Here is a 24,435-nt window from a genome sequence, read left to right as displayed (position 1 = left end):
CAGGAACACGATGCTTGGATTCCTGACGGGTTCATGCTCAGTCGCGCCATGTGCATCATTAGCGGTTAACCCACTGGCAACCGCGATCATGCTCGCGGTTGCCAGTTAGAACGACTCCCCCCTAGAACGCACGCACGCTCGGTTCTCGATCCCAAATGCGGTGCTGCTTGGCGATATCAACGAACGGCGTCAGTTTCGCGTTGGTCACATCGACCAGGCCTGCGTCCGCATCAATTGCGACACTAGCTTTTTGGAATAAGTCTAACGCGGACTGGGAATATCCGATGACCTTCAAGTGGGCAAACGCATCACGAATGAAATCGACCGCCGCCGCTTGGGAAGCGAGCATGCCCGCATTCTCTTTCGATGGCGCAATGATGACGCAATCGAAGAGACATGACGGGGCACCCGAGAGGAAATGGTCGGGGGTGATCTGTTCGCCGCTGCTCGATTGAATATCACCGATGGTGGGAGTGATGATCTCAACGACTGCGTTCTCAGACTTTGCTGCCTTCATGAGAGCTTTGTGTAGCTTAGCGTCGACGCCGTCGGTGGTCAGTAAACCGATCTTCTTTCCGGCGATGGTCACAGGAGCTTTCGCGTATTGCGACAAGGCTTTGGATGGTTGAACGTCGCGTACCTTGACGATCGGTTTAATCGAGTCCGCCTGCCCGGACATGCCAAGCGCCTTGGCGACCTGATCGGCAAGGTCCTTGTCGATGTTGTTCAGATGACCAAGCATCCGAGTGCGAATTTTCGCGTTCTCACACTTGCCCAGTTCGAAACCAAAACCGCCAGCAATGTGGCGCTGTTCGGGTTCGGACATCGAGATGTAAAACAGGCGAGCCTGCGAGTAGTGGTCGGCGAAGCTCTCGGGACGAAGACGAAGCTTTTGGCCCGCCTCTTCGGCAGGATATGTCGTGAATCCCGCATGCGGGTCCTCACGCAGGCGGCCGTCATCGAGGCTGTTGGGTTCATTCGCGACCCGACCTGTCGGCACCTCTGTTTGCATGTGTCCATCGCGTTGGAAGTTTGCGAAAGGACACTTCGGCTTGTTCACCGGGATCTGATGGAAGTTAGGACTTCCGAGCCGGGAGAGTTGCGTGTCCAAGTATGAGAACAAGCGGCCCTGCAAGAGCGGATCATTGGAGAAGTCGATGCCGGGTACAACGTGCGACGGACAGAAAGCCACCTGTTCTGTCTCGGCGAAGAAGTTGTCAACGTTGCGGTCGAGCACCATTTTTCCGAGCGGTGTCAGAGGCACCAATTCTTCCGGGACTAGTTTGGTGGGATCGAGCACATCAAAGTCGAATTCGTTAGCCTCCGCTTCGCTGAACACCTGCACCGACAGTTCCCATTCGGGAAAGTTCTCCATGGCGATAGAGTTGAAAAGATCGCGGCGGTGGAAATCGGGATCGGCGCCGCCGATCTTGACCGCCTCGTCCCAGATCAAAGAAAACGTGCCGAGTGTAGGTCGCCAGTGAAACTTGACAAACTTGGCCTCGCCGGCTGCGTTGATCATCCGAAACGTGTGAACCCCGAAGCCTTCCATCATGCGGAATGAACGGGGAATCGCTCGGTCCGACATGATCCACATCAGCATGTGCATCGACTCAGGGCTGAGCGACACATAATCCCAAAATGAATCATGAGCCGACTGGGCCTGCGGAAATCCACGGTCGGGAGCGGGTTTCACCGCATGGACCAAGTCGGGGAACTTGATCGCGTCGTGAATAAAGAACACGGGGATGTTATTACCGACCAGGTCATAGTTGCCTTGGTCAGTATAAAACTTAACTGAAAAGCCCCGAACATCACGAGCAGTGTCGTGTGATCCCGCACTCCCGGCAACGGTAGAGAATCGACAGAACACCGGCGTCTTGACGGACGGATCTTGCAAGAACGACGCTTTCGTTAAATCTGCATGGGACTCATAGCATTGAAAGTAGCCGTGCGCTGCATACCCTCGCGCGTGGACGACACGCTCGGGAATTCGTTCGTGGTCAAAGTGCGTGATCTTTTCGCGCAGAATGAAATCTTCGAGCAACTGAGGACCTCGCGGCCCGACCGTAAGGGTATTCTGGTCGTCGGCAACGGGAACGCCCTGATTGGTTGTTAACCGGCCATCACCCGAACTGGTTTGATGCAGCTCACCGCCGTTGCCCACGTGGGATTTCGGGCCCGATTTTCGCGTTGAATTCTTTGCCATCAATGATTTGCCCTGCAGGATGTTGAGGTGTGTGGAACGATTCGTGAGCCGGGCCAGCAAAGCAAAAGGCGTGCCAGTAATGACTGGCGAATGAGCATCGACGCGTATCCCGGCGTCGGTCACGGGGAATTCACCACAGCAGGGTTACGTCAACGAGTCCGCCGTGCACGAAGACTCTTTACCCATCCAGCTGCTGACTACCAACCGCGCCGTCAGCTCACAAGCTTGCAGTCCATAGGAATAAGGGCGGACGCCCGTGGTGTGAGGAAAAGCGACGTCATATGCGTGGCTGTTCGCTAGACCATCAACGTTGATCAATCGGTAGCAGTTGTCCACATCGATGCCACCAGTTTGATAATGAGGGCGGCCATCATCGACGCTCACCCGTGAGTTCTCATGCTCTGGCAGCTTGCCGGGCGAAGAGCTGTCGGCGAAAGGGGCTCTCGCGGGTCGGACTGTTCCCGATTCGACCAAGGAGGGAAACGGGAACTGTTCAATCTGGAGGGATCCCTGCCCGGTGCAATCAACGAACATGCGATACTGGTGGGTCGAGTTGCCACCGTCACCCTCTACCTGCACTGTCGTCAGCCCGTCCTCGAGCGAGACGACTTTGGCGTAGCCCGGCACGAGTTGCAGCATGCCCGCGGTTCGCAAAGCCAGCAACATCCGAGCCGCCCGTAGTGGCATCGCTGCAATCACATTGAGCAGAAACGGCATGACACAGGACTGGAATCGAATATGGTCTTCTGCGGGCATCCAATCGGCGTGGAAGTTGAGGGCATACATTAAGTCGTCAAAGACCTCTTTCCAATGAATTGGGAAGTCTTCTTGAACCGATCGTCTGGCTGCGGGCAGTTCCAATCGCATGCCGTCGAAGGCGTCTTCATACTCGTGTTCGCTCGTCATTTGCTCGGCGAACTGCTCGATGCCGAAATCGGGTTGACTCAGCTGAGACGCCATGTCGTCTCGGCCGTCGCGTTGGAATGCCTCGATGAGAGCGGGGCGGCAGACCTCGTGGAAGTAGGTATCCAAGCGCAGAAAACCCGACTCGTCGCGTAAAGATTCGAGATCTTCTTGAGACACGTGTCGGTAGAGTTCACGAAACGGCTCTTCTTGTTCATACTGCAAATGGGGCAGCCAGCCTTCGGCTGAGTGCATCACGAACTGAAGAGCCTCGCACCCATCGTCCGGGATGTAATCGATCATCTTGCCGCCGCCGCCAGCGCGAGCTTGGAAAGTGCCATGGCGATGGGCGAGCGACGAGATGACATCAAATGCGCTGAGCGATGCGCCCAGCGTCCCAATTTTGAAGGCGAGTTTCTGTCCGTCGGCGGGGAGAAGTTTCTGAATCGGCCAGGGAGATGTGTAGTACCCGGACGCCGGCTCGTCACGCGCATCGAATTGGTGACCACTGGCGATCACAATCGTATCGAATTCGGCTTCCAAATTAGGATCGGCAATGACGGTGTACGTTTCCTGAAGCGGGTCGACTTGAATGTCAACGACGCGACACTCAGCATGTTCAACCATCTTGATTCCGGCGGATTCTAGACGCGCTACAATCGCCCGGAACTGGGCGGCAAAGTACTGCCCCATGGCCAATCGACTGTACGTGTCATCTTCGTTGATATCATCGCGAGATAGCCCAAATTCACGCAGCGTGGCCTGATCCTGCGACCGTAGCCACGCGGCAAACGGTGTCTCCAGTGCTGGCAGCTCCTTTGAGGAGATGTTGCACATGTTGTGATGATCTGTCGTGCGGGGACTGTACGGCATCCCCATACCGAGTCGCGAGTCCTGCTCAAAAACATCGATGCTGGTGATCTGCTTGCAGAAATCGCTCGCCGAATTGGCAATGTGTTTGAGCAAGTAAAGAGCGGTGGGGCCGCTACCTACAATTGCCACGCGTTTCAAGTCAAGCATACTGCGTTGCCCTATGGATGCCATTCTTATGAAGGTAAATTAATGTCCGCCGGGGTTCGCAGGTCATGTCAATTTCTATTGCATCTCTGCGGTATGTCAGTCAGCGGGGAACTTGGGAACGCGAAACGTCACGTCCCACCAAATCGCAGCAAAATCAAAGCAAACCGCGAGCCAAACGATGTGGGACTGACTGGGCGGGGTGTCGCTCCGCACTCAGCAAGAAGAATCAAAACGGTAAGGCAAATATGAAACTCATCGAAATCATCGTCTCACCCGGTCACGATTACTGGGTAGCTAAAGGTGAGCCGACGCAGCAGCACGGCACCCTCAGCCCCCCTGAGGTTTTTTGCGAAGCCAGACGGGGCCTCGTCGGTGACCGCTACTATCACGGTAAACTCGACCGTAAGGGGCAGGTCACTTTTATGGACCAAGCCGTGATTGACGCGATTCGCGAGAAATTTGAGCTGCCGACGCTGGCAGCATCGCTGTTTCGTCGTAACCTGATCGTCACCGAAGCAAATCTAGCAGGCCTGCTTGGGAAAAGATTCCAGTTGCAAGGCGTCGAGTTTGAGGGGAGCCAGGAATGCCAGCCGTGCGAATGGATGGACCGGGTCGTTGCAGTCGGTGTGAAAGAATTCATGCAAAAGGACTTCCGCGGTGGATTGCGGGCCAGAGTGGTGTCCAGCGGAACACTGCGAGTTGAGGATGGGAATCCTGCGTAGAGGATAGTGTCAGAAGTTGAGTAGGCTGCCCCGATGGACTCGCGTCCTGCCACTGACTCAATTGCCGGGCGGCTCCCGCCTTGCCGCTCGCCCGCTTCGCTGCCCGTGGATTCACCAACCCGACCCGCCAACGAGGCAATTCATTTTGTCTCTCGTTCGCGTTTCGGGTTAGTACCTGTGCAACTGGACAGCGAAAGCAATCAATTCAACAGGCTGTTCGCGGAGCGGCGCAAACCGTCCGGTCGTTACATGCTCAAACTCCGCTCATGGACGCGCCGCAGTACCCTCGAGCTAGTACGGGGTTTTTCCACCAGTACAACCAAACACTTCTCCGGTGACATAGCTCGCATCTGTGCTGGCGAGCCAGACGTATAAAGGGGCGAGCTCGATAGGCTGGGCGGGACGCTTGAATAACGTGTCCTTTCCAAAGTTCTTAAACTTCTCCTCGTCCATGGAACCTGGAATCAGCGGCGTCCATACCGGTCCTGGCGCCACCGCATTCACCCGTACACCTTGGTCCATCGCGAGCTTTGACATTGCCTTGGTCATACCAATCATCGCCGACTTAGTCGTCGAGTACGGCAGCAGATACGGGGAAGGGTCGTAGCCTTGGATGGAAACGGTATTGATGATACTGCCGCCGGCAGGAATGTGCGGCATCGCCGCTCGTGATAGCCAGAACGGTGCATACACATTCGTTTTGAAGATGCGATCGAACACTTCCGTCGAGAAGTCTTCGATTGAATCCGCGGTTAATTGGAAAGCAGCATTATTGACTAGGATCTCAAGTGAGCCGAGTGACTCAACGGCACTCTCGATCAACTCCTCACAGAAAGATTCTTCTCGGAGGTCGCCGCGGACCACTTTCGCCTGGACGCCTGCTGCCTCCACGAGCGACTGTGTCTCTTTCGCGTCATCGTCCTCGGACAAATAGTTGATAACCACGTTGGCACCCTCGCGGGCGTAGCACAACGCAATTGCCCGCCCGATGCCGCTGTCGGCACCAGTGATAATTGCATTGAGCCCCTTTAGCTTGCCTGAGCCGCGATAGCCTTGCTCGCCGTGGTCGGGCGTGGGCTCCATTTTCGCCGTCGACCCCGGCATCTTCATCTTCTTCTGGTCGGGAAAGGGTGGCTTCACATAGGCTTCACGCGGGTCCACTAAAGTAACACGGGGAAACGTCGTTTGGTCTTGGATGGCGTCCATGGAACTAGCTCGGAAGTGACGGGAAGTGAATTGATTCCAATCGTCCTGAGCAAGCCGTGTGCCTTTCTCGCCGCATGGGTGCGAGCAAAATTCACTTGAGAGTTTGAGGGACCGCTGGCGGTCCTAGTTGGCCTGGTGACTTTGTCTTTGTGTTAAGTCACTTACCAAACGCAGCATTTTCTGGGCGTCAATCGGTTTGGAGAGGTAGTCGTTGCACCCCGCTTCCAAGCACTTGTTCATGTCGCCCTGCATCGCGTCGGCCGTTAGCGCGATGATGGGCCCCGTGTAGCCTAGCGTGCGAAGTTGTTTGGCAGTCGCGTAGCCATCTAAGATCGGCATCTGCATGTCCAATAGAATCAGGTCGGGTAGATCTCCATTGGCGTAGCAGGCCGTGATATGCTCCACGGCGAGCATCCCGTCATCGCACTCGGCCACCGATGCGCCAGCCTTCGTGAGAATGTGTTTACTTAAAAATCTAATTTCGCGGCGATCGTCTACGATCAACACATGACAGGAGAGAGGCCAAGACGTCATCTCAGCAGTCTGTTCGTCCGATCGCATGAGCGGCGTCGGTTGGGCAAACTCGATTAAATCCGTGTCGGCGATTTCGCCCGTCGCGATGGAAACGCTGAACGTACTACCAACTCCCGCCGTGCTTTCAACGGAGACCTTTCCCCCGAGTGTTTCGGCAAGTCGTTGGCTGATGGCAAGGCCCAAACCACTTCCTCCGAAGTTGCGAGTGACACTGACGTCGCCCTGCGAGAATGGCTGAAACAGCCTTGTCATCTGCTCCTCCGATACGCCGATACCCGTGTCGATAACGTCGAACTGCAATTGCTCGGTGGAGCGATGATACCGAATGCGAATCCTGACGCCCCCTTCGCGAGTGAACTTGATCGCGTTCCCGATAAGGTTGATCAGAATCTGTTTCAGCCGCTTCTCATCCGACTGAATCACTTTGGGTAGCCTGCCATCGTATTGGACCGCCAGTGACAGACCGCCCTCCTTTGCGCGGACCTCCATGATGCGTAGGACGTCCTCGACCAATCGATGCGGTTCGAAACGCCCACAGTCCACCTCCAATTTGCCCGCCTCGATTTTGGAAAGATCCAAAATGTCGTTGATAATTTCGAGCAAGTAGTCGCCGTTGCGGCGAATCGTTTCGAGATGCTGGTGAGCGTCATCGTTATTGACCAAATCACTGAGCAGGTCAGCGTAACCTAGAATCGCGGTCATGGGCGTTCGAATTTCGTGCGACATGTTTGCCAAGAATGCACTTTTGGATTCGTTCGCAGCTTCCGCGATCGCGCGAGCTTCCTTCAATTCTGCTTGCGACTCATGTCGGTCGTGAGCATCGATCACGGACCCAACATAGCCTAAGAACTTGCCGGCGGCATCAAAGCGCGGGCGTCCACCATCGATCACCCACCGATATTGCCCATCAGCGGTACGGAGTCGAAAGTCGAGTTCGAAGGATTCTCGTCGTTCGGCGGCCGCTAAAAATCCGTTCCCCGCTGCCTCGCGATCATCGGGATGGACTGCTTCCGTCCACCCCATCCCCATCCCTTCTGCGGGACTTTGGCCAGAGAAGTCATACCAAGATTGTGAAAGGAAGGTGCAGGAGTGATTCTCATCGGTAACCCAAATCATTGCTGGCGAGGTATTGGCGAGATTGCGAAACCGCTCTTCACTCTGCTCCAGCGCGATTTGCATTTCACGCAATTGCGTCAAATCCAAGACAATGCCAGAGCACGTCTTCGTGGCGTCATTGAGGATCACGAGGGACCCCCGACCTTGGAAATATCGTGTCGAGCCGTCGGGTAAATCGACTGTGTAATCTTCGTGGAATGCAGCTCCCTCTTCCAGCAGTCTCGCAATCGAGTCTCGAACCCGATCTCGATCCACCGCTGCAATCCGCTTTAAAAAGTCCTCGTATTCGCCTGGTTCGTCGACCTCCAAACCAAACATTCGAGCCAGGCTCTCGTCGGCTGTAAACCGATCCGAATTTAAATCAAAGCTCCACGATCCTACCCTACTGAACGTCATGCTCAATTCGAGCAACCGTTTTGCCTGGGCCAATTCTGCAGCCGCTGCGTATCGCTCGGTGATATCCACGCCCGAAGGGATAAGGTATTCAACGTTTCCGTCTTCATCGAGCACTGGAGCAATCATGAAGTCGATCATCACTCCTTCGTCGCCGTGAGCGAACAGTGAAACGTCAAAACGAACGATTTCGCCTGACATCGCTTGTTGCATTGCCGCTCTCATCTTCGCGGCAACCGCGGGATCGTAGCTCCACCATGGTGCGTCGGCAAAATGCCTGCCGACAACGTCTTCACGCTTTGTGTGAGCGATCGCTAGGGACCGATCGTCGACCTCCAGCAGCAGACCGTTGCGATCGATCACGCCGACAAGCCCCAACTGGTTATTGATCACGCGGCGCAGGTGCGCCTCGCGATTGGCCAACTCCTCCTCTGACCTCGCCCTCTCAATCCGAATGCCGACCCGATCGGCAACCTCTTGCAACAGTCGGCGCTCCTCGGCTTCCCAACGATGCGCTGTGGCGTACATCGCCGAAACAACGAACTTGGTGCCACGATCCGTCATGTATGCCGAGTTGCAAAACGCGCCGATGGTAAACTCGCGGAATTTAGCAGATAGCCGATCTGCACGTTCGGTCGCCTGCGTATCGTCTGCGAACACCTGCTGTCCCGCGATCAGTGCAGTCCGTTCTGATTCGTCGTGAAAGTCACCGACGGAATGCTCTCCCACCATACTTGGGCCGGCTCCGTCATGATGGTCGTATACAATTTCACCGATCTGAGCGTTGGCGTCGAACTCAACCAGGACGCATCGATCCAACTCCAGATAGTTCGCGGTCAAACGTGTGGCCGTTGCCATCAACTCATCCACCGAAGTCAGTGACACAAACTGATTCTGCAAATCAGAGAGGAATGCGGCATTCAGTTCCTTCGCTTTGCGATCGGAAATGTCTTGAATCAATCCCGTTACTTGGATTGGTGTCCCATCAGCGTCGCGGTGAATCACTCCGCGTTCTTCCACCCAAATCATACGCCCGTCGCTGGGGCGAATCAGGCGGAATTCTACAAAATGTTCATTGGCATCACTTGCAAAGTTTTCGCCCGTATGACACCTCACCGCTTCACGGTCATCGGGATGAACCAACTGTCGGAAACTGTCGACATTGCCATCGAATTGGCCGGAGCGACAGCCAACCAAGGCGTATCCCATTTCCGACCATTCCGCGTGTCCGGAGGCAAGGTCCCATTTGAACGTTCCCATTTTGCCGGCATCGAGGGCCAGCGTCAGGAACTGCTCGCGTTCGATGACGGCCGCTTCGGCAGCTTTGCGTTCACTGATATCGACCCCCGAAGGAACCAAATGAGTGATCGTCCCATCGCTTGATCGAACGGGACTGATCATGAAATCAATGGTGATGAGCGCGCCGCCTGCCATGCGTGCGACAACATCGTAGCGGACCAGTTCTCCCGAGGCCGCTCGGTGTATCGCCTGCTGTAACGTGGTCATCGACTCCGCATTAAAATTCCACCAGTAGCAGTCCCAGAACTTTTTGCCAATCACCTCGTCGCGGTCGAGTCCAGCCGAGTGGATTGCCGTCGCGTTGGCTTCCAACAGCGTGCCATCGGCGTCGAGCACCCCAATCATAAATAGAGTATTGTCGATCACACTGCGCAAGTGGGATTCTCGGTCAGCGAGTTCGAGTTCCCACTGCTTGCGTTCGGTGATGTCGCTCGCCACTGCCGTGATACTTAGCGGGTGATTATCCTTATCTCGACGGATGACTCCGCGTCCGGACGTCCAGAGCGTCTTGTGGTCATGTCCACGGATGATGCGGAAATCCATCTCATAGGATTCGCAGTTACCGGTAAATACTGCCGCTAACTGCTCAGTGACCCGCTGGCGATCATCGGGATGGATAATTTCCAGAAAACCTGCATGCGTATTTTGGAACTGGTCTCTTGCATATCCAAAAATTTCATAGAGTTGACTGGACCACGCCACATGATCGGCGGCAATGTTCCAGTGCCATGTTCCCAAACGCCCCGCATCGAGTGCCAGATTCAGCCGTTGCTCGCGATCGATCAATCGCTGCTCCGACTCCTTCCGGGCGATGCACTGAGCAACTGCGTCGGCCATCGGCACCAGTTGCTCGAAAACCTCCTTGGCGAGGGATTGCTTCGCGAACAGCGCGACGACGCCCACGACTCGATTCTCGACGACCAACGGGTAGCCAGCGAATCCCACTATGCCGGTACGGGCGTCTGACGGGAGAGCGTCGAAGTTCGCGATGCCGGACGCGTCGTTCATGAACACCGACTGGCGGGTCACGGCAATGTGGCCCACCTTCGATTCGCTCAGCGAAATACGCTTGTGCATCTCGTCAAATGAGGAGCAGCTACCGGCGCTGGCGGCCAACTGCAAGACTTGTTCCGACTCATTCAATCGCCAAACGCAAACCTGTGCCGCATCCAATCCGCTAACCATGCACTGACAGCAGGTGTCGAGAATCTCGTTCAGCGGTGCCTCGCCCGCAAGAGTGACGGCCAAGGACGCGTGCAAAGCCGTCATCGCCGCACGTTGCAGTAAACTGGCCTCGGCCCGTTTGCGTGCGGTAATATCGCGTAGATAGCCTGTAAAGAACGGTGTATCGTCTCGTCCCCGCGCGACGCTGATAGCCAGCTCAACGGGAAACAAACTGCCATCGGCGCGTTGGGCGGTCAACTCCAGTCGCTGGCCGAGGATCGCGGAGTCTCCGGTGCTCAGGAATCGAGCCAGTCCATTGCTGTGGGAGGCGCGATATTGCTCGGGGATGATCAGATCCGCCAACGATTTCCCGACGACGTCAGCAGCCGCATATCCGAATGTCTGTTCCGCGGCAGGATTAAAATCAACGATCCGACCCGCCGTGTCCATCGTGACGATGCAATCGAGTGCCGACTGCAGAATTGCAGTCTTACGGACTTCCTCATTCCGAAAGCTTGCATCGAGTCGCCGCTGCCGGATGAACTGTCCAATCTCGTTACCAACCGAACCGAGCAGCTGGATCAGTTCAGGCTCATGAGGCAAGCGTCTCGAAGTGAAGACCTCAATCACTCCTTTGAATTTATTCCCGACGATGATGGGTGTGCCCACGCCGCTGGTCAAGCCGCTCTCGCCTGCGGCGTCTGCTCGGATAAAGATGTCGATGTCCTGGACGTCCCCGAACCAGACAGGCTCACGGCGTTCCCAAACACGACCTGGCAATCCATCCCCGGGCGCGAGCTTCGTCTGGCGACTCTGGTCGACAAAGGGTTGATAGGAACTATCGATGATGTCCGTCTCGACACAACGCAGGAACTCGCCGCGTTCATCCGTTCTCCACAGCAAACACGCCTCGACTGAGAGCGAGTTGCGGAGTGCCTGAAGCACCTGGGGAATCACCTCGTCGAATGAATCCGCGTCAGCTAGCAACTTGGTCACCGCATGGGCTGCTTTTAGCCGCATGCCCAACTTCTTTTGCTCGGTGATTTCGTAGAACGTCACCACCAAACCATCTCGCTGGTTCTTATCGTTCAAATACGGCTGGATTCGACGCGTGTACCATCGACCATCATCGATCTCGACCTCCTCTTCGACCGGTAAGGCGTCGACCAGAGCGAGGTCAATTGGAAATGGCGGCATCTGCACCGAGGTATGCGTGAAGTGTTCAAGTGGACGTCCGATGTCCGTTGGAAACACGTTATAAATCGCACTCACGCCGGCGTTGAAACTGCGAATACGCAAGTCATCGTCCAGGCACAGTGTGGCAACCTTGGTGCTGTCCAAAAGATTCTTTTGATCGGACTCGACTTGCGCGATGCGGTCGAGCACCACCTGCATGTCATCCTGCGACCTCGCCAGTTCCTTCTTGGCGGCTGCCAAGTCTTGCAATGCTCGGGTCAGACGACCATCTGTCGTTTTCAGTTCGGCTGCCATGGGCGCGACTGGGGAATCGGCGTCGTGATCGGTGATCGCGTTGGACCTGGTCGCTCGCGCAGCGGGGGGACACTTGCTCTCACGGCGATTGGCCAGCCAGACATTCCCGCCGCTGAGCTCCAGCAACCGTTCTGAGGGCGGGATGTAGATGCACCCCGGTTTCAAGGTGGTCCGGCTACTGACTTCGACGACTTGCATCTCTGTCGCCTCGGCCAAGCCCGCCCTCCACGATTGCCGGTCCGGTCGATCGAGGTTTTGGAGTAAGACGACAGCCGTTTGTGCGGGTTTACCCATCTCAGCGAGCATTTCCGTCAGTGCGTCTAATTCGCTGGCAGGACCATCCACACATATGGTGATGAGTGTTGCCCCAGTGCGAATAGGCGAATTGGATGGGCCCTGGGTCATGGAACACTCGAGTGAAATTCAATAACTACTGAGAAACGACAACTCAATAAGTGGGAGAATGGATTTTCCAGGAATCCCATCCAGCGTGAGCTCAATCCAAGTCTACTGGTGCGCTTTTCAGTTAGGGAACCTGTATGCCAGCATCAACCGCACCTGCGCAAAACCGCCGTGGGCAGGGGATATTCTAGCGACTCATCGTTGCAGCGAATATCCTTCCCTGGCGATTGCGACCGTTATCTTGTCGCGATGAGAACCTCTGGTTTGCCGCCGATCGGGCCGGGCACCCGTGTGACGGTGAATCCGGTGGCAGCCATCCGGCGGCGAATTTCGCCTTTGACGCAATAGGACACCAATCTGCCACCAGCGCGTAGACAGCGAGCCAAATTGTTAAAAACCTCTTCCGTCCAGAGCTCAGGATTGGACTGGGGGTCGAACGGGTCAAAGTAAACCGCGTCGAACGTTTCCCTCGTAGCGTCCAGCCACGTTGTTGCTTCCGCGAAGATGACCTGCACCCAACGGTCGCTGTCCACTCGCCAGTTGGCGTCATACGGTCGATTTGGGAGGGAGCGTACGGGCCTGCTCTGCAAAATCGCGTCCCAGCGACTCAGGAAACAATCGGCCAACGACGGATCCGCGAGACCACGACCTAAGTCGAGCTGCCGCAGCACTTCCGTCGGGACGGCGGTGTTCTCCAGGGCAACGTATCGTAGCGGACGCCCCGCGGCGACGACACGGTCGACGGTGCGAAGCATTGCCAATCCAGTCCCAAACCCAATTTCGAGAACCGATTGTGGCCAGTGAAGCTCGGGACCGTTAAATCCGCCGTTGTGCAAGTAGACGTGATCGCACTCCGCAGCCGCCCCGCAGCCACTATGAAACGATAGGTCACCGTCTTGGCGGACCAACGTGCGGCTGCCGTCATCGGTAGTCTCAATCAGATATGCGTTCTCAACCGAGAGAACGCGAGGACGCATCGGTCTGCCCATCCATCTGCACGCGGTTTGCTGCCCCTTGGAACCAATCAAAAAAGATGGAAAAGACTACGAAGCCAGCACTTCGTCTAGCTGGATCGTCGGCGGCGGTAACTCACGCCGCACGCCCCGATAATCGCCAATCCCAGCAGGAGCGTGGAGGAGGGTTCGGGAACGGCAGTGGGACTGATGTTCGGAGCAAAGTTTGGTCCGTGAATCTCGCCACCACTTTGAGTGACGGTGGCGCCGAATACAGCACCTTCCGTAGACGCGGCAATCGTGATGGCCGCCAGCGGAGCTAGAGTGGCACCGGGGACCGAGGTGCCAAGCCTGACTGACGTGGCCTGATGATAATTCCAAATCGTCTTCGCCTTGAAAGCTTCATCATTCAGCTCGCTACCGACAACGTTGGCTGTGAAGTTGACGATTTCATCCGAAACATTGATCACAATCGCGCTAGCGGCGGCCGCGTTGTTGAACTGAATACTCTGAATCTGATCAATGCGCGCCCCGGCAGGAATGTTGAAAACCGCGACGCCATTGGGATTGGCAGAAATCGCGAACACGTCGAAAATCACCGGGCCAGGAGGCCCGGCAGTAAACGATGCAGTGCTGTTTGCGGTGAGACCAGCCAGGTAAGAAGAGGTCGACAATAACTCGTTGGCGGCGCTCGTCCGAACGTCTTCCAAATTCGCGTTCGTCAGCGTCGAGCCGCCAGGACCATTGTTAATCGCACCATTGACGGTGGTCGTATCGTTGAAGACGAAATTACCACTACTGTTGTCGGTTGCCCCGTTGCCAATGTTGCCGACAACAGCCAATGACGTATCACCCGCTTGAATAAATGGAGAGTTCGTACCGACGATGACCTGGCCGACCGTGTCACCACCCACAAACGCAGAGCCCTCCACTTCGGTACCACCCGAGTTGTAGTCTCCTAGTGAAATCATCGTGAATTCATTAATGATCGCAGCGTGCAGTGAGTTCGCGCTCAGCGCGAGTCCTGCTGCCAGGACGATGAGGTGAACGTGCTTGACCATGCGCGATTTACCTAAGCTGGGAATAGCCGAGAAAAGAGTTATGGGGGCAGAATAATCAACCCTGAGCCATTGTCAACGCTTTCCCAGCCCCACGATCGAGGACGGCAAACCGCCTGGACGGGTGCCGTCGCATCGATGGTTGAGGACCCGGTGGGGAGGCATATCAGTGCGTACTCGGAGCGAATTCGTCTCGCAGAATTGCAATGGTAGCTCTCGCCATTGCCCATCGCGCATCCTGCCATGGGAGTCGGATCCTCCTCGGTTTGGTTATCTCATTTGCTTGAGACGTGGGCGGCAACCGGCACTCCCTGACCACTTCGCACTAGCGGCGCAGGCCAGCGGTTGACTGGTAGTGGCGCAGTGCCGGCAGACCCACGCCTCGCTTTGCAGCCTCATATCGGAGGGCGCGTTCAAAGTAGGGGAAGGCGTACTGCGGATTGCGGCGGATGGCATATTGTTCGATCGCCACGACCAAGCGAGCTTCGAGCTTCTGCTCGTCAACGAGTTTCACGATATACCGAATGTAATCCCCTTGGACCTCCGTGGTCGCGTGCAGGCGATTGATGAGTTGTTCCTCCAGCGTTGCAACCGGCGAGCCACCTGCCGTCAGACTTCGTGATGGCGTGATTTGTGCAGACGCAGTGGCGGTGAAGAGTAGCCCGGTCAGCACCACGCTCCCCATCAGCACCCAGCGGGAGACGAGCGTGGTCAGAGACCCGTGCGGGGATAGGCAGTGGCAGGTCAAAATGTTCATCGTCGATCTCCTGCGAGGATTCGGTGGATTTCGAAAGTCTATTGCAGTCGTGCTAACAAATTTTTTGCCGCCACGGCAACGGCCAATAAAAAAAGCGTGGTGGGATTCGGGCCCACCACGCTTTCGCAAGTATCGTTGTAACTTCCATTCTATTGTCGAGAGCCGAGCGAAAACCGTCTCGGTGTTCCGGACTTTTTTGAGCCGGATTCCACCCGGCAAAACCTTCTCACGCGGGTTTGGGTTCGGCTCGCTCTAGAACTGGAAAACGCATCCCAGGTCGATGCCGTGGACGAACAGCGAGTCCGTCTTCAGCCCCTGGAAGGCAGGACGCTGTGGTGGCTGAATCACGCCATTGGCATTGCCAACCAAGTAGCTGGAGTTGATGTCGCGATTGAGATTGTCACCCGCCATCAGGACGTCGTTCCACATCAGGAACGAGTATCCGACCGTGAATCGCATGTTCTTGCGAAATTGATAGCCAAGTTTGACGTTGGCTTCAGGAGCGAATGCGAAACTGTTGCGTGTGATCGTCGTTTGATTGGTGGGGCTGAAGATGCCGCCTTGCTGGACGCCCGCTGGGCTTGGCAGGCTGCGTGTTCCCACGTTCGTGAACGTTTGACTCATGTCACCCAAGTGCACCTTGGTGAGGGCGGTCAGCGTCCAACAGCCACGACCGACCGAAGTCAAGAAGCCGATCTGACCACCATTGAATTCGTTGGTGGCGGTGTAGTTGTCGCTGAAGCTATAGCGGTTGCCCTGGCCGGGACCCACTTCGAGTTGCGTGGTGCTCGCATTGAGTGACAATTCGTCCTCAATATTGAAGTGCGAATAGCCGCCGATGAGATCACTGCGATATCCTTTTCCACCGAGCAGCCGCAGACGTCCGTACGCTTCGGCGGCGTACACCGAGAACGAAGAACGTGCTGAGACACTGCCTGCAAAGTCACTATCGCCCGCCCCAATGCCGTCGGCATAGGCAATCCGAATGGCATTCTCTGCATCGGTGCTCAAATCAGTGTCGTAGAACGGAATACCAATCGATCCGTTGGTGCCATCTCCGCTGGCAGCATAGCTATCGCTAGCTTGGCCAAGCATCCAGAATCGGCCACCGACCCCGAAGTCATCACTGAGCATGAACCCGCCGTCGACACGGAAGCCCGCTTGGAGCTCCCCACCGAAGGCGTTGTTGCCGCCAAAGGCGACTTGAGCACCCTGGTCGAGCTCAGGCAGGGTGCCTGTCGCTGATGTGCTGACCAATGGCACCGACGAACGCACCTGGGGAAACCACAGCAGGGCTTCGACCGTCATCCATTTGTTTGTTTCACAGGCGATGCTCCGCTGCGGGCGGCAGCTGGCTGAGTAGGTGTCGCCGCAAGAACCATCGCTGCAACCGTAGTCGCCCGAGGGATAGGCGTACGAATCGGAGTCCATCACGATGCCACTGCCAAAATCATGTTGATATTCGGCTTGCGGGTAGGACTCTTGCTCATACGTTGCGTGCGAGTCACCCACGTACGCGACAGGCTCAACAGCCTGGGGTTCTGCAGCATGGTCGCCGACAAAGTCGCTTTGGTCGACACTGGCAGCGGCATCCCCACTGGCGGTGTCTTCGTACAAGCCGCCGAAATACTCGGAAGTGTCAGCGAAGTAGGCGTCGTCGCCATACTCGCTCACGTAGCCATTGTCAGCCGCAGTTGCGGCGGTCGTACCAGCCGACAGCAGCGCTGCCAACGTCAACATCTTCCAATTAGTTTTCATATTTTTCTTCATTAGGATTCTCGTGTAGTCCGGGAACACGGGATTGATCTGCATAATGGAATCGACCATTTCCACCGGACTATTCAGAGTGAACGGAACCGTAGGAAAAGAATTCGCAAATTACCTGGTTTGAACCTGCCTGCCGGATCAACTTACCTATCCAGCCAAGAAAGCAGCTAAAATGGCGTTTCGTAGCGATTGTGCCTCGCCGAAGGGGGCGTTTTCTGCGTAAAACGGGCGTACCGATCGTGCGGTTGCCGCGAATCTCGCTCATTTTTGTGCTGTTTTTTCCCTGTGCCTGATTCCATGTCCGATTCCACCGTTTCCCGCTCTGAATCTTCCGAGGATCAAGATCTGCCGGTGCCCGCGGGCGGTGCCGGCGCGCCGCCCCCGGAGGGTGGTCCCATTCCCGCAGAGGATGCCGGGCCCGATCCTCTCGCCCCCAATCCTGCCAGTCCTGAGGACGCGGTCTTAGTCTCGACTGCCCCCGATGTCGCCAACGAGCGGCGGTCGGGTGATCCCAGCGCTCGATCGACGTCTTATCTCTCCGCCCGCAACCTCCGCCCGCGGATGGTCCGCTGGCGACGGCAACTGGCGAGGGTCAACGCGTTCGAACCCATCCTGCGAGCGGAGTCCGACGCCAGCATCCGCAAACGTTCGCTGGCGCTGAGATATCGCGCGATGGCCGGTGAGAAGCTCAGCACACTGTTACCCGAAGGCTATGCGTTATGCCGTGAAGCCGGTCGGCGGGCACTGTCGATGCGGCACTATGACGTGCAAATCGTCGGTGGGATTGGATTGTTCGAGGGGCACATTGCTGAAATGCAAACCGGGGAAGGCAAAACATTGACGGCGACGTTGCCTCTCTATTTGCATTCCCTGCTCGGCAAAGGTGCCCACCTCGCGACTGTCAACGATTACCTCGCCAAGCGAGATGCAGAGTGGATGATGCCGTTGTTCGAGATGCTTGGCGTGAGCGTAGGCATTATCCAGACGGCCGACGATCAAGGTGATCGCCGCAAGAGCTACGGGGCGGCAATCACCTATGGCACCGCGAAAGAGTTCGGCTTCGACTTCCTGCGTGACCGCTTATTGCTCCGCGCTCAAAACCGTATTCAGACTGAAATGCTCGGCGGTGGCGACGGCGGCTTTTCGGATTCAGGCGACCAGGTCGTGATGCGCGGGATGCACTTCTGCTTGGTCGACGAGGCCGACAGTATCCTAATCGATGAGGCTCGGACGCCCCTGATCATCGGAAGTATCGAAGACAATGTGCGCGATCAGATTGTCGAGACCTACCGCTGGGCATCCGAGCATGCACCGAGTTTCGAACTTGACGAGCATTTCGAAATCGATAACGACACCAAACGATACGAATTGACGGCGCGGGGTCGCAGCCGAGTGCGGGCGTTGCCCAAGAGCGACTTGGTTCGCACGATGGGCTTGGTCGATCTCTATGAATACATCGAACGCTCCGTGAAGGTGCATCGCGAGTTCTTGCTCAATCGCCAATACGTGATCCGGCCGAGCGAGAAGGATCCAAACGTTGATGAAATCGTGATCGTCGACGAGTTCACCGGGCGGCTCGCAGAAGGCCGCAAGTGGCGCGACGGGATTCACCAAGCGATCGAATCCAAAGAGGGTATCGATATCAGTGTGCCCACCGGCCAAGCAGCCCGCATCACCGTCCAAGATCTATTCCTGCGATATCCCCACCTCGCCGGCATGACCGGGACAGCGGCGACAAGCGCGAGCGAGATGCGGCGAATCTATCGCACGCCAGTCGTCCGCGTGCCCACCAACCGCCCGCCCCAACGCAAACAACTGCCGCCACGCGTCTTCGGAACGCTCGAGTCGAAATTCGACGCGATCGCGAAAGAGGTCGCCGAAGTGCACGCGACCGGACGACCGGTGTTGATCGGAACCAGATCGATTGACAAAAGTGTGCTGCTATCGAACCTGCTCACCGAGATGAGTATCGAGCACGAAGTACTCAATGCGAATAATGTCGAGCGGGAAGCTGAGATTGTCGCCGCGGCGGGCGGCATCGGTCGCGTCACCGTGGCGACCAATATGGCTGGCCGGGGAACAGATATTAAACTCGCCGATGAAGTCGAACGGCTCGGCGGCATGCACGTGATCTGTACCGAACTCCATGACGCCGCCCGCATCGACCGCCAGCTGATCGGACGCTGTGGTCGGCAGGGTGACCGTGGTTCCTACCGGCAATACCTCTCGCTCGATGACGATATCCTCAAGGGAGGATTGGGAGTGATCAAGTCGAACAAACTGAAATCCCGGGGCGCCGCCAATACCGGCAGTGCCGACCGGATGGCGACGACGTTCACGCGGGCCCAACGCAAAGTGGAACGACAGCATTTCCGCGACCGCATGGTGATGATGCATCATGAAAAGGAGCGTAAGAAAATGCAGCGAGAGATTGGTCAAGATCCTTATCTCGACACCCCTGACTGAGCGGTAGCGGACGCTCCTGCATCGCTTGGCGTGAGCTGCGTTGTGGGATAAGTTATGCCTCAGCGAAGCAGTTGAGCGAGTCGAATCAAACAGGTAGCGGTTGTCGCCAGATAGTGAAATCCACGCTCTGACGAACGTAGCTACTGGATAGATCCATTCGCTATCGCTAAGCATTTATTTTGCAATTCCCCCTGCTCAGCGATCTCATCCATGGCAAATCCTTCGATCTACAACGTGCCCAATGCACTGACGACGGTGCGTTTTGCTTTGGCGATCGCGGTCATGGTCCTCATCCCCATGGGCGAGTTCTGGGCCTCGCTCTGTGTCTTTCTAATCGCCGTTTCGACGGACTGGATGGATGGCTATTGGGCGCGGAAATATGGTCAGGTCACGAAGCTGGGCCGAATTTTCGATCCGTTCGTCGACAAAATCATCATCTGTGGGACTTTCATCGCACTCGTCGAAGTCCCGGACAGTCCCGTGAAGTCTTGGATGGCCACGATCGTCGTCGGCCGCGAATTACTGGTGACGAGCCTGCGTGGAATCATCGAAGGGGCGGGCGGCGATTTTTCTGCCCGCTGGCTCGGTAAGTGGAAAATGGTCGTGCAGTCCGCAGCCGCGGCCGCCGTTCTACTGAGTTTTGTTGTCGAGCCGTTACCGAGCTGGCTGTCGATCACCACGCTGGTGCTGCTCTGGGGAGCCATTTTTATCACGCTATATTCCGGTGCCGAATACACTCTGATCGCCGCGCGGTTGATGCAATCCGATCCGCAACCGCCGGGCGAGCGAGAGTAAACCGATGCAAGATCAAACTGCCATACCCGCGCCGCATGTCGACGGCGTGGTCGCTACCGATGCCGTCGAACTCAGCGGCGTCGAATTGCTACTATCGATGGTGATGTTGCTGCTGATTGCGGCGTTTGCCAGCTCGCTGATCAAATGGATTTTGCTTCTGCGTCGGGGGGCCCGATTGTTTGGCGAGCAAGCGTTGGTGCCCGCCCGCGAACGGGCTCGCCCGTACTGGAACCCCGCGTTATTTATATTTTTCTTCGGCGTGTTGATCGTCGCCAGTCTGCTGCTGAACGGTTGGGCAACCCGCGCTGGCTTGATTTCGACAGCGTCCGAAACGGTGCAGACCGTCGCTGACGAGAAGACCCTCATCGAGGAGGTTGTCCGCCCTGATTCCAATGATGCGGTACCACTGATCCCGGATTCGATCGCTCCAGATTCGATCGCTCCTGACAACGCGACCGCCAGTGGCGCCAAAACGCCGGACGCCGAGAACGTCCCTGACACGGGGAACGCCACGAACACGCCTGCAATCTCAGTCCCGTCGTTATTGCTCAGTTCTGCGTCCATGCTGCTGGCGACAATCGTGACGATCGTCTTTGCGCAGCTCTTTCGCCCGCGCGTGCCCGATTCCGGCAGTGAGCTGGATCCAACGGCGCCACGTGAGCGACCGCGGATCGGGTGCTTGCCGCGCCGGGGGGATATCTCGCTCGGTTTTCGGGCGGCTTGGTTGATTCTGCTACCGACGATGTTGTTGATGGGGCTTGTCACGCTGCTGCAGAAATACTCCCACCCAGTACTCGAAGCACTCAAACCGACCGGTCCCGATGCCAGTCCTGACTTGAGCGTTTTTGCGGCGTTGTTCTTCACGACCGCGATTATCACGCCCTTCGTCGAAGAGTTTTGGTTTCGTGGGATGTTGCAGGGCGGTTTGCAACGACTCGCTGACCTGGGTGTCGATGCGCGTCGATTTTGGGATCGACACTGCCAAAAATCGTCAAACCTGTCAACCGACCGTCCAGGCGATGTGAGCGGTGAACCGGAGGCGAACAGCGAACCGGCTACGAGCGGCGAACGCGATGGGAGCGGGCATTCCAATGCAAGCCCTGCAGGGGCGGTTTTGGAGAATCCTTACGCTCCGCCGCAGGAGCAGGCGAACGATCCGGTCGCTCCGCAAAACAACATCTCATCTCGTCAGATCGACCAAGACCTTGACACACGAGGTGACTGGACGCCGACGGCGGTGTGGCCAATTATCGTCACCAGTCTAGTATTCGCCGTCATGCACTGGGGACAAGGCCCCGCGCCAATCCCACTGTTCTTCCTCTCGTTGGGGCTCGGATATCTCTATCGTCAAACCGGCTCGCTGGTGCCTTCGATCGTGGTGCACTTCATACTTAATGGATTTACGATGTGCGTAACCCTGCTGCAGTTTCTACGTTGAGCCCACCCATTCGCATCCGCGGGGCACGCGTTCACAATCTCAAAGACCTGAACGTTGACATCCCCCGCAATCAGCTTACGGTGATCACCGGTGTGTCGGGCAGCGGCAAGAGTTCGCTAGCTTTCGACACGCTCTTTGCCGAAGGGCAGCGGCAGTACATCGATACGCTCTCAACCTATGCGAGACAGTATCTTGATGCGATCCCGCGCCCCGATGTCGACCTGATCGAGGGACTCGCGCCAACGCTGTCGATCGACCAAAAAAGTGGCACACAGTCCGCTCGCAGCACTGTAGCGACGGTTACCGAGATCTACGACTATTTGCGGCTGCTGTATGCTCGCGTTGGGATGCCGCACTGCACCCACTGTGGCAGTTCCATCAGCACGCAAACGACCGACGCGATTATCGAGTCACTGGCGGCCTACCCACCCCGGACCAAGCTGACACTGATGAGTCCCATGGTTCGGGGACGCAAAGGTGCCCATGCCGATGTGCTTGAAAAAATTGCCGCTCATGGTTTGGTACGAGCCCGTGTCGACGGCGAAGTCTATCTGCTCGAGGACGTGCCACCCCTGGCTGTTCGCAAGAACCATACGATCGAAGCGGTAGTTGATCGAATTGTGATCAAAGCAGGCGTCGAGGCGAGGCTGGACGAATCGACCCGTCTGGCAGTCCGCCTATCTGATGGCATGTGTGCGGTGTTGGCAGAACCACCGGACACCGAGTCGGAAACGAAGCTATTCAGTACCACCATGGCCTGTGTGGAATGTGGAGCGAGCTTCGAAGAACTCGAGCCGCGCACGTTTAGTTTCAACAGTCCCTATGGAGCTTGCCCGACTTGCGATGGACTTGGGGTGGTCTCGGAGGCTGATCTGGAAAAGCCAACGTCAGGCAGACGCAAAACCGCGAAAGCGAGCACACGGAAGAAAGCGGATTCAGAGTCCACGAGCGTATGCCCGACATGTCATGGCGGCCGTTTGCGTCCCGAAGCACTCGCCGTCACGATTGCGGATGAGTCGCTGCCCCAAGTCGTTGCCATGCCACTACCAGAGGCACAGGTCTGGATGAATTCCATCACGGATACACTTTCAGAACTGCATCGCCGCGTGGCTGCGCCGATCCAAGCCGAAGTGATCCGGCGAATGGAGTTTCTACGCCGCGTCGGAGTAGACTACCTCACGCTGGACCGATCCGCCGCCACACTCAGTGGTGGCGAGTTGCAACGGATTCGTTTAGCGACATGCATCGGTAGCGGTCTGGTGAGTGTTTGCTATGTACTCGATGAACCATCGATTGGCCTTCATCCTGCCGATCATGATCGCTTGCTCGGTGCAATCGACGAGCTCAAACGTCAAGGCAATACGGTCGTGATTGTCGAGCATGACGAAGACACCATGTGGGCGGCCGATCACCTAATCGACATCGGGCCCGGTGCCGGTGTTCACGGCGGCTATTTGGTAAGCCAAGGATCACCCGAGGAAGTCGCCAGCGACCCTGCGAGTCCGACCGGCCGGTACCTGTCGGGCAAGGAGATCATTTCCGACCGGCGATCGATTGTCGACGGACGGCTCCGTCCGCCCACAGACGAGAACTCAGTCCCCGACCAATCTCCTGCGTGTCAGGCAGACCCCGTCACCGCCGAGCGGACGAGCGGTTTGACTACGCTACCGACCGGCTCAGCGCAACAGCATTGGATCACACTGCACGGAGCGAGCCTACACAACCTCCAAAACGTGACGCTTAAACTTCCCTTAGGCAGACTCATCGGGATCAGCGGAGTCTCGGGAAGCGGCAAGAGTTCGCTCATCGTCGACACGTTGTATCCCGCCCTGGCGGCTAAGCTGGGACTGGTCGCCAAACCAGCGGGCAAGCACTCACGTTTGGTCGGTGCCGACAAGATCGACAAACTGATCCCCATCGATCAATCACCCATCGGCCGGACATCGCGTTCGTGCCCCGCGACCTATGCCGGTGTGCTCGATCCCATTCGCAATGTGTTTGCTGCGACGCGAGCAGCCAAGACGCTGGGGTTCTCAGCGTCTCGGTTCAGCTTCAATTCGCCCGCCGGTCGCTGTGAAGTCTGTAAAGGCAACGGGTTCGAGCGGATAGAAATGAATTTCCTCAGCGATCTGTTGATTGAGTGCTCGCGGTGCGGTGGCAAGCGATTCAATCGACAAACGTTGCAAGTCCGCTTCAAAGGCGCTACGATCGCGGATGTCTTGAACATGACCATTGAAGCGGCATTGGAGTTTTTTGAAAACGTCCCGAAGGTCCATACCTTGCTCGCGTCTCTGTTTGACGTTGGCTTGGGCTATGTCACGCTGGGACAGTCCAGTACAACGCTCAGTGGTGGTGAGGCCCAGCGGATCAAACTGGCTACCGAGTTGGCGCGTCCCGGCACCGGCAGCACGCTGTATCTGCTTGACGAACCAACGACGGGATTGCACTTCAGTGATGTGCAGCGCTTATTGATTGTTCTGAATCGGCTCGTTGCCGCGGGTAATACGGTTCTTGTGATCGAACACCACACGGACCTGCTTGCCGCCTGCGATTGGCTCGTCGACCTCGGCCCACGCGGCGGCGAGGGCGGAGGTCGCATCATCGCTGCAGGCACGCCCGCCGACGTCGCTGCCTGCGAGGATTCACTTACCGGACAATTCTTGCGAAAAAAATACGCCGCCAGTCGACCTCAGTAACCGCGGTAGTGGAATCTCCCCCGGTTACACGCAGCAAGACCGTGCG

Annotated in this window: 13 protein-coding genes; 5 read left to right on the top strand and 8 right to left on the bottom strand. The window is 56.8% G+C overall.

Translation table 11 applies throughout. The features are described from left to right. Positions 1-121 precede the first annotated feature (121 nt). Positions 122-2,209 carry a catalase gene (locus tag Poly21_RS14045; protein ID WP_146407608.1) on the bottom strand — a complete coding sequence of 696 codons (2,088 nt, stop codon included), beginning with the start codon at positions 2,207-2,209 and terminating at the stop codon, positions 122-124. Between the two features lie 144 nt (positions 2,210-2,353). After that, positions 2,354-4,132, bottom strand: coding sequence for an FAD/NAD(P)-binding protein (locus Poly21_RS14040; protein WP_302118897.1), 1,779 nt, complete (start codon positions 4,130-4,132; stop codon positions 2,354-2,356). 65 nt (positions 4,133-4,197) lie between these two features. On the opposite strand from Poly21_RS14040, the gene Poly21_RS14035 reads away from it, so the two are divergent. Continuing rightward, the gene (locus Poly21_RS14035; RefSeq protein WP_146407606.1) at positions 4,198-4,854 is read left to right on the top strand and encodes an MOSC domain-containing protein; all 657 of its coding nucleotides are present in this window, start codon (positions 4,198-4,200) and stop codon (positions 4,852-4,854) included. A gap of 291 nt (positions 4,855-5,145) precedes the next feature. On the opposite strand, the gene Poly21_RS14030 is transcribed toward Poly21_RS14035, so the two are convergent. The 6 genes from Poly21_RS14030 to Poly21_RS14005 all read right to left on the bottom strand — a co-directional run bounded on the left by Poly21_RS14030 (position 5,146) and on the right by Poly21_RS14005 (position 16,985). Beyond that, positions 5,146-6,060, bottom strand: a complete 915-nt coding sequence (locus Poly21_RS14030) for an SDR family oxidoreductase (protein ID WP_146407605.1) — start codon at positions 6,058-6,060, stop codon at positions 5,146-5,148. A gap of 123 nt (positions 6,061-6,183) precedes the next feature. Next, on the bottom strand, positions 6,184-12,462 hold the full coding sequence (locus Poly21_RS14025; RefSeq protein WP_146407604.1) for a PAS domain S-box protein: 6,279 nt from the start codon (positions 12,460-12,462) through the stop codon (positions 6,184-6,186). A gap of 233 nt (positions 12,463-12,695) precedes the next feature. Beyond that, positions 12,696-13,436, bottom strand: a complete 741-nt coding sequence (gene mnmC2, locus Poly21_RS14020; protein WP_302118896.1) for a tRNA (5-methylaminomethyl-2-thiouridine)(34)-methyltransferase MnmC2 — start codon at positions 13,434-13,436, stop codon at positions 12,696-12,698. 86 nt (positions 13,437-13,522) lie between these two features. Continuing rightward, the gene (locus tag Poly21_RS14015; protein ID WP_146407602.1) at positions 13,523-14,473 is read right to left on the bottom strand and encodes a choice-of-anchor A family protein; all 951 of its coding nucleotides are present in this window, start codon (positions 14,471-14,473) and stop codon (positions 13,523-13,525) included. Positions 14,474-14,795: 322 nt separating this feature from the next. Further along, positions 14,796-15,227, bottom strand: coding sequence for a hypothetical protein (locus Poly21_RS14010; RefSeq protein WP_302118894.1), 432 nt, complete (start codon positions 15,225-15,227; stop codon positions 14,796-14,798). Between the two features lie 252 nt (positions 15,228-15,479). Continuing rightward, positions 15,480-16,985 carry a BBP7 family outer membrane beta-barrel protein gene (locus Poly21_RS14005; RefSeq protein ID WP_302118893.1) on the bottom strand — a complete coding sequence of 502 codons (1,506 nt, stop codon included), beginning with the start codon at positions 16,983-16,985 and terminating at the stop codon, positions 15,480-15,482. 306 nt (positions 16,986-17,291) lie between these two features. Here Poly21_RS14005 and Poly21_RS14000 point away from each other — a divergent pair, with 306 nt between their 5' ends. The 4 genes from Poly21_RS14000 to Poly21_RS13985 all read left to right on the top strand — a co-directional run bounded on the left by Poly21_RS14000 (position 17,292) and on the right by Poly21_RS13985 (position 24,389). Next, positions 17,292-19,460 (top strand): preprotein translocase subunit SecA, encoded by a 2,169-nt coding sequence (locus Poly21_RS14000; protein WP_146407601.1) that lies wholly within the window; start codon positions 17,292-17,294, stop codon positions 19,458-19,460. 210 nt (positions 19,461-19,670) lie between these two features. Then, positions 19,671-20,255: a CDP-diacylglycerol--glycerol-3-phosphate 3-phosphatidyltransferase gene (gene pgsA / locus Poly21_RS13995; protein ID WP_146407600.1), complete on the top strand. Its 585-nt coding sequence runs from the start codon at positions 19,671-19,673 to the stop codon at positions 20,253-20,255. Between the two features lie 4 nt (positions 20,256-20,259). Further along, entirely contained in the window at positions 20,260-21,693 is a 1,434-nt protein-coding gene (locus Poly21_RS13990) for a CPBP family intramembrane glutamic endopeptidase (protein ID WP_302118891.1), read from the top strand. Next, a complete protein-coding gene (locus Poly21_RS13985; RefSeq protein ID WP_146407599.1) occupies positions 21,690-24,389 on the top strand; it encodes an excinuclease ABC subunit UvrA in 2,700 nt (899 codons plus the stop codon). The genes Poly21_RS13990 and Poly21_RS13985 overlap by 4 nt, the downstream gene beginning before the upstream one ends. The last annotated feature ends 46 nt before the right edge of the window (positions 24,390-24,435 follow it).

This window comes from Allorhodopirellula heiligendammensis (genome assembly GCF_007860105.1).
GTDB lineage: Bacteria > Planctomycetota > Planctomycetia > Pirellulales > Pirellulaceae > Rhodopirellula > Rhodopirellula heiligendammensis.
Note: the sequence above shows the minus strand (reverse complement) of the source record. Positions and strands in the feature narration are given on the sequence as shown.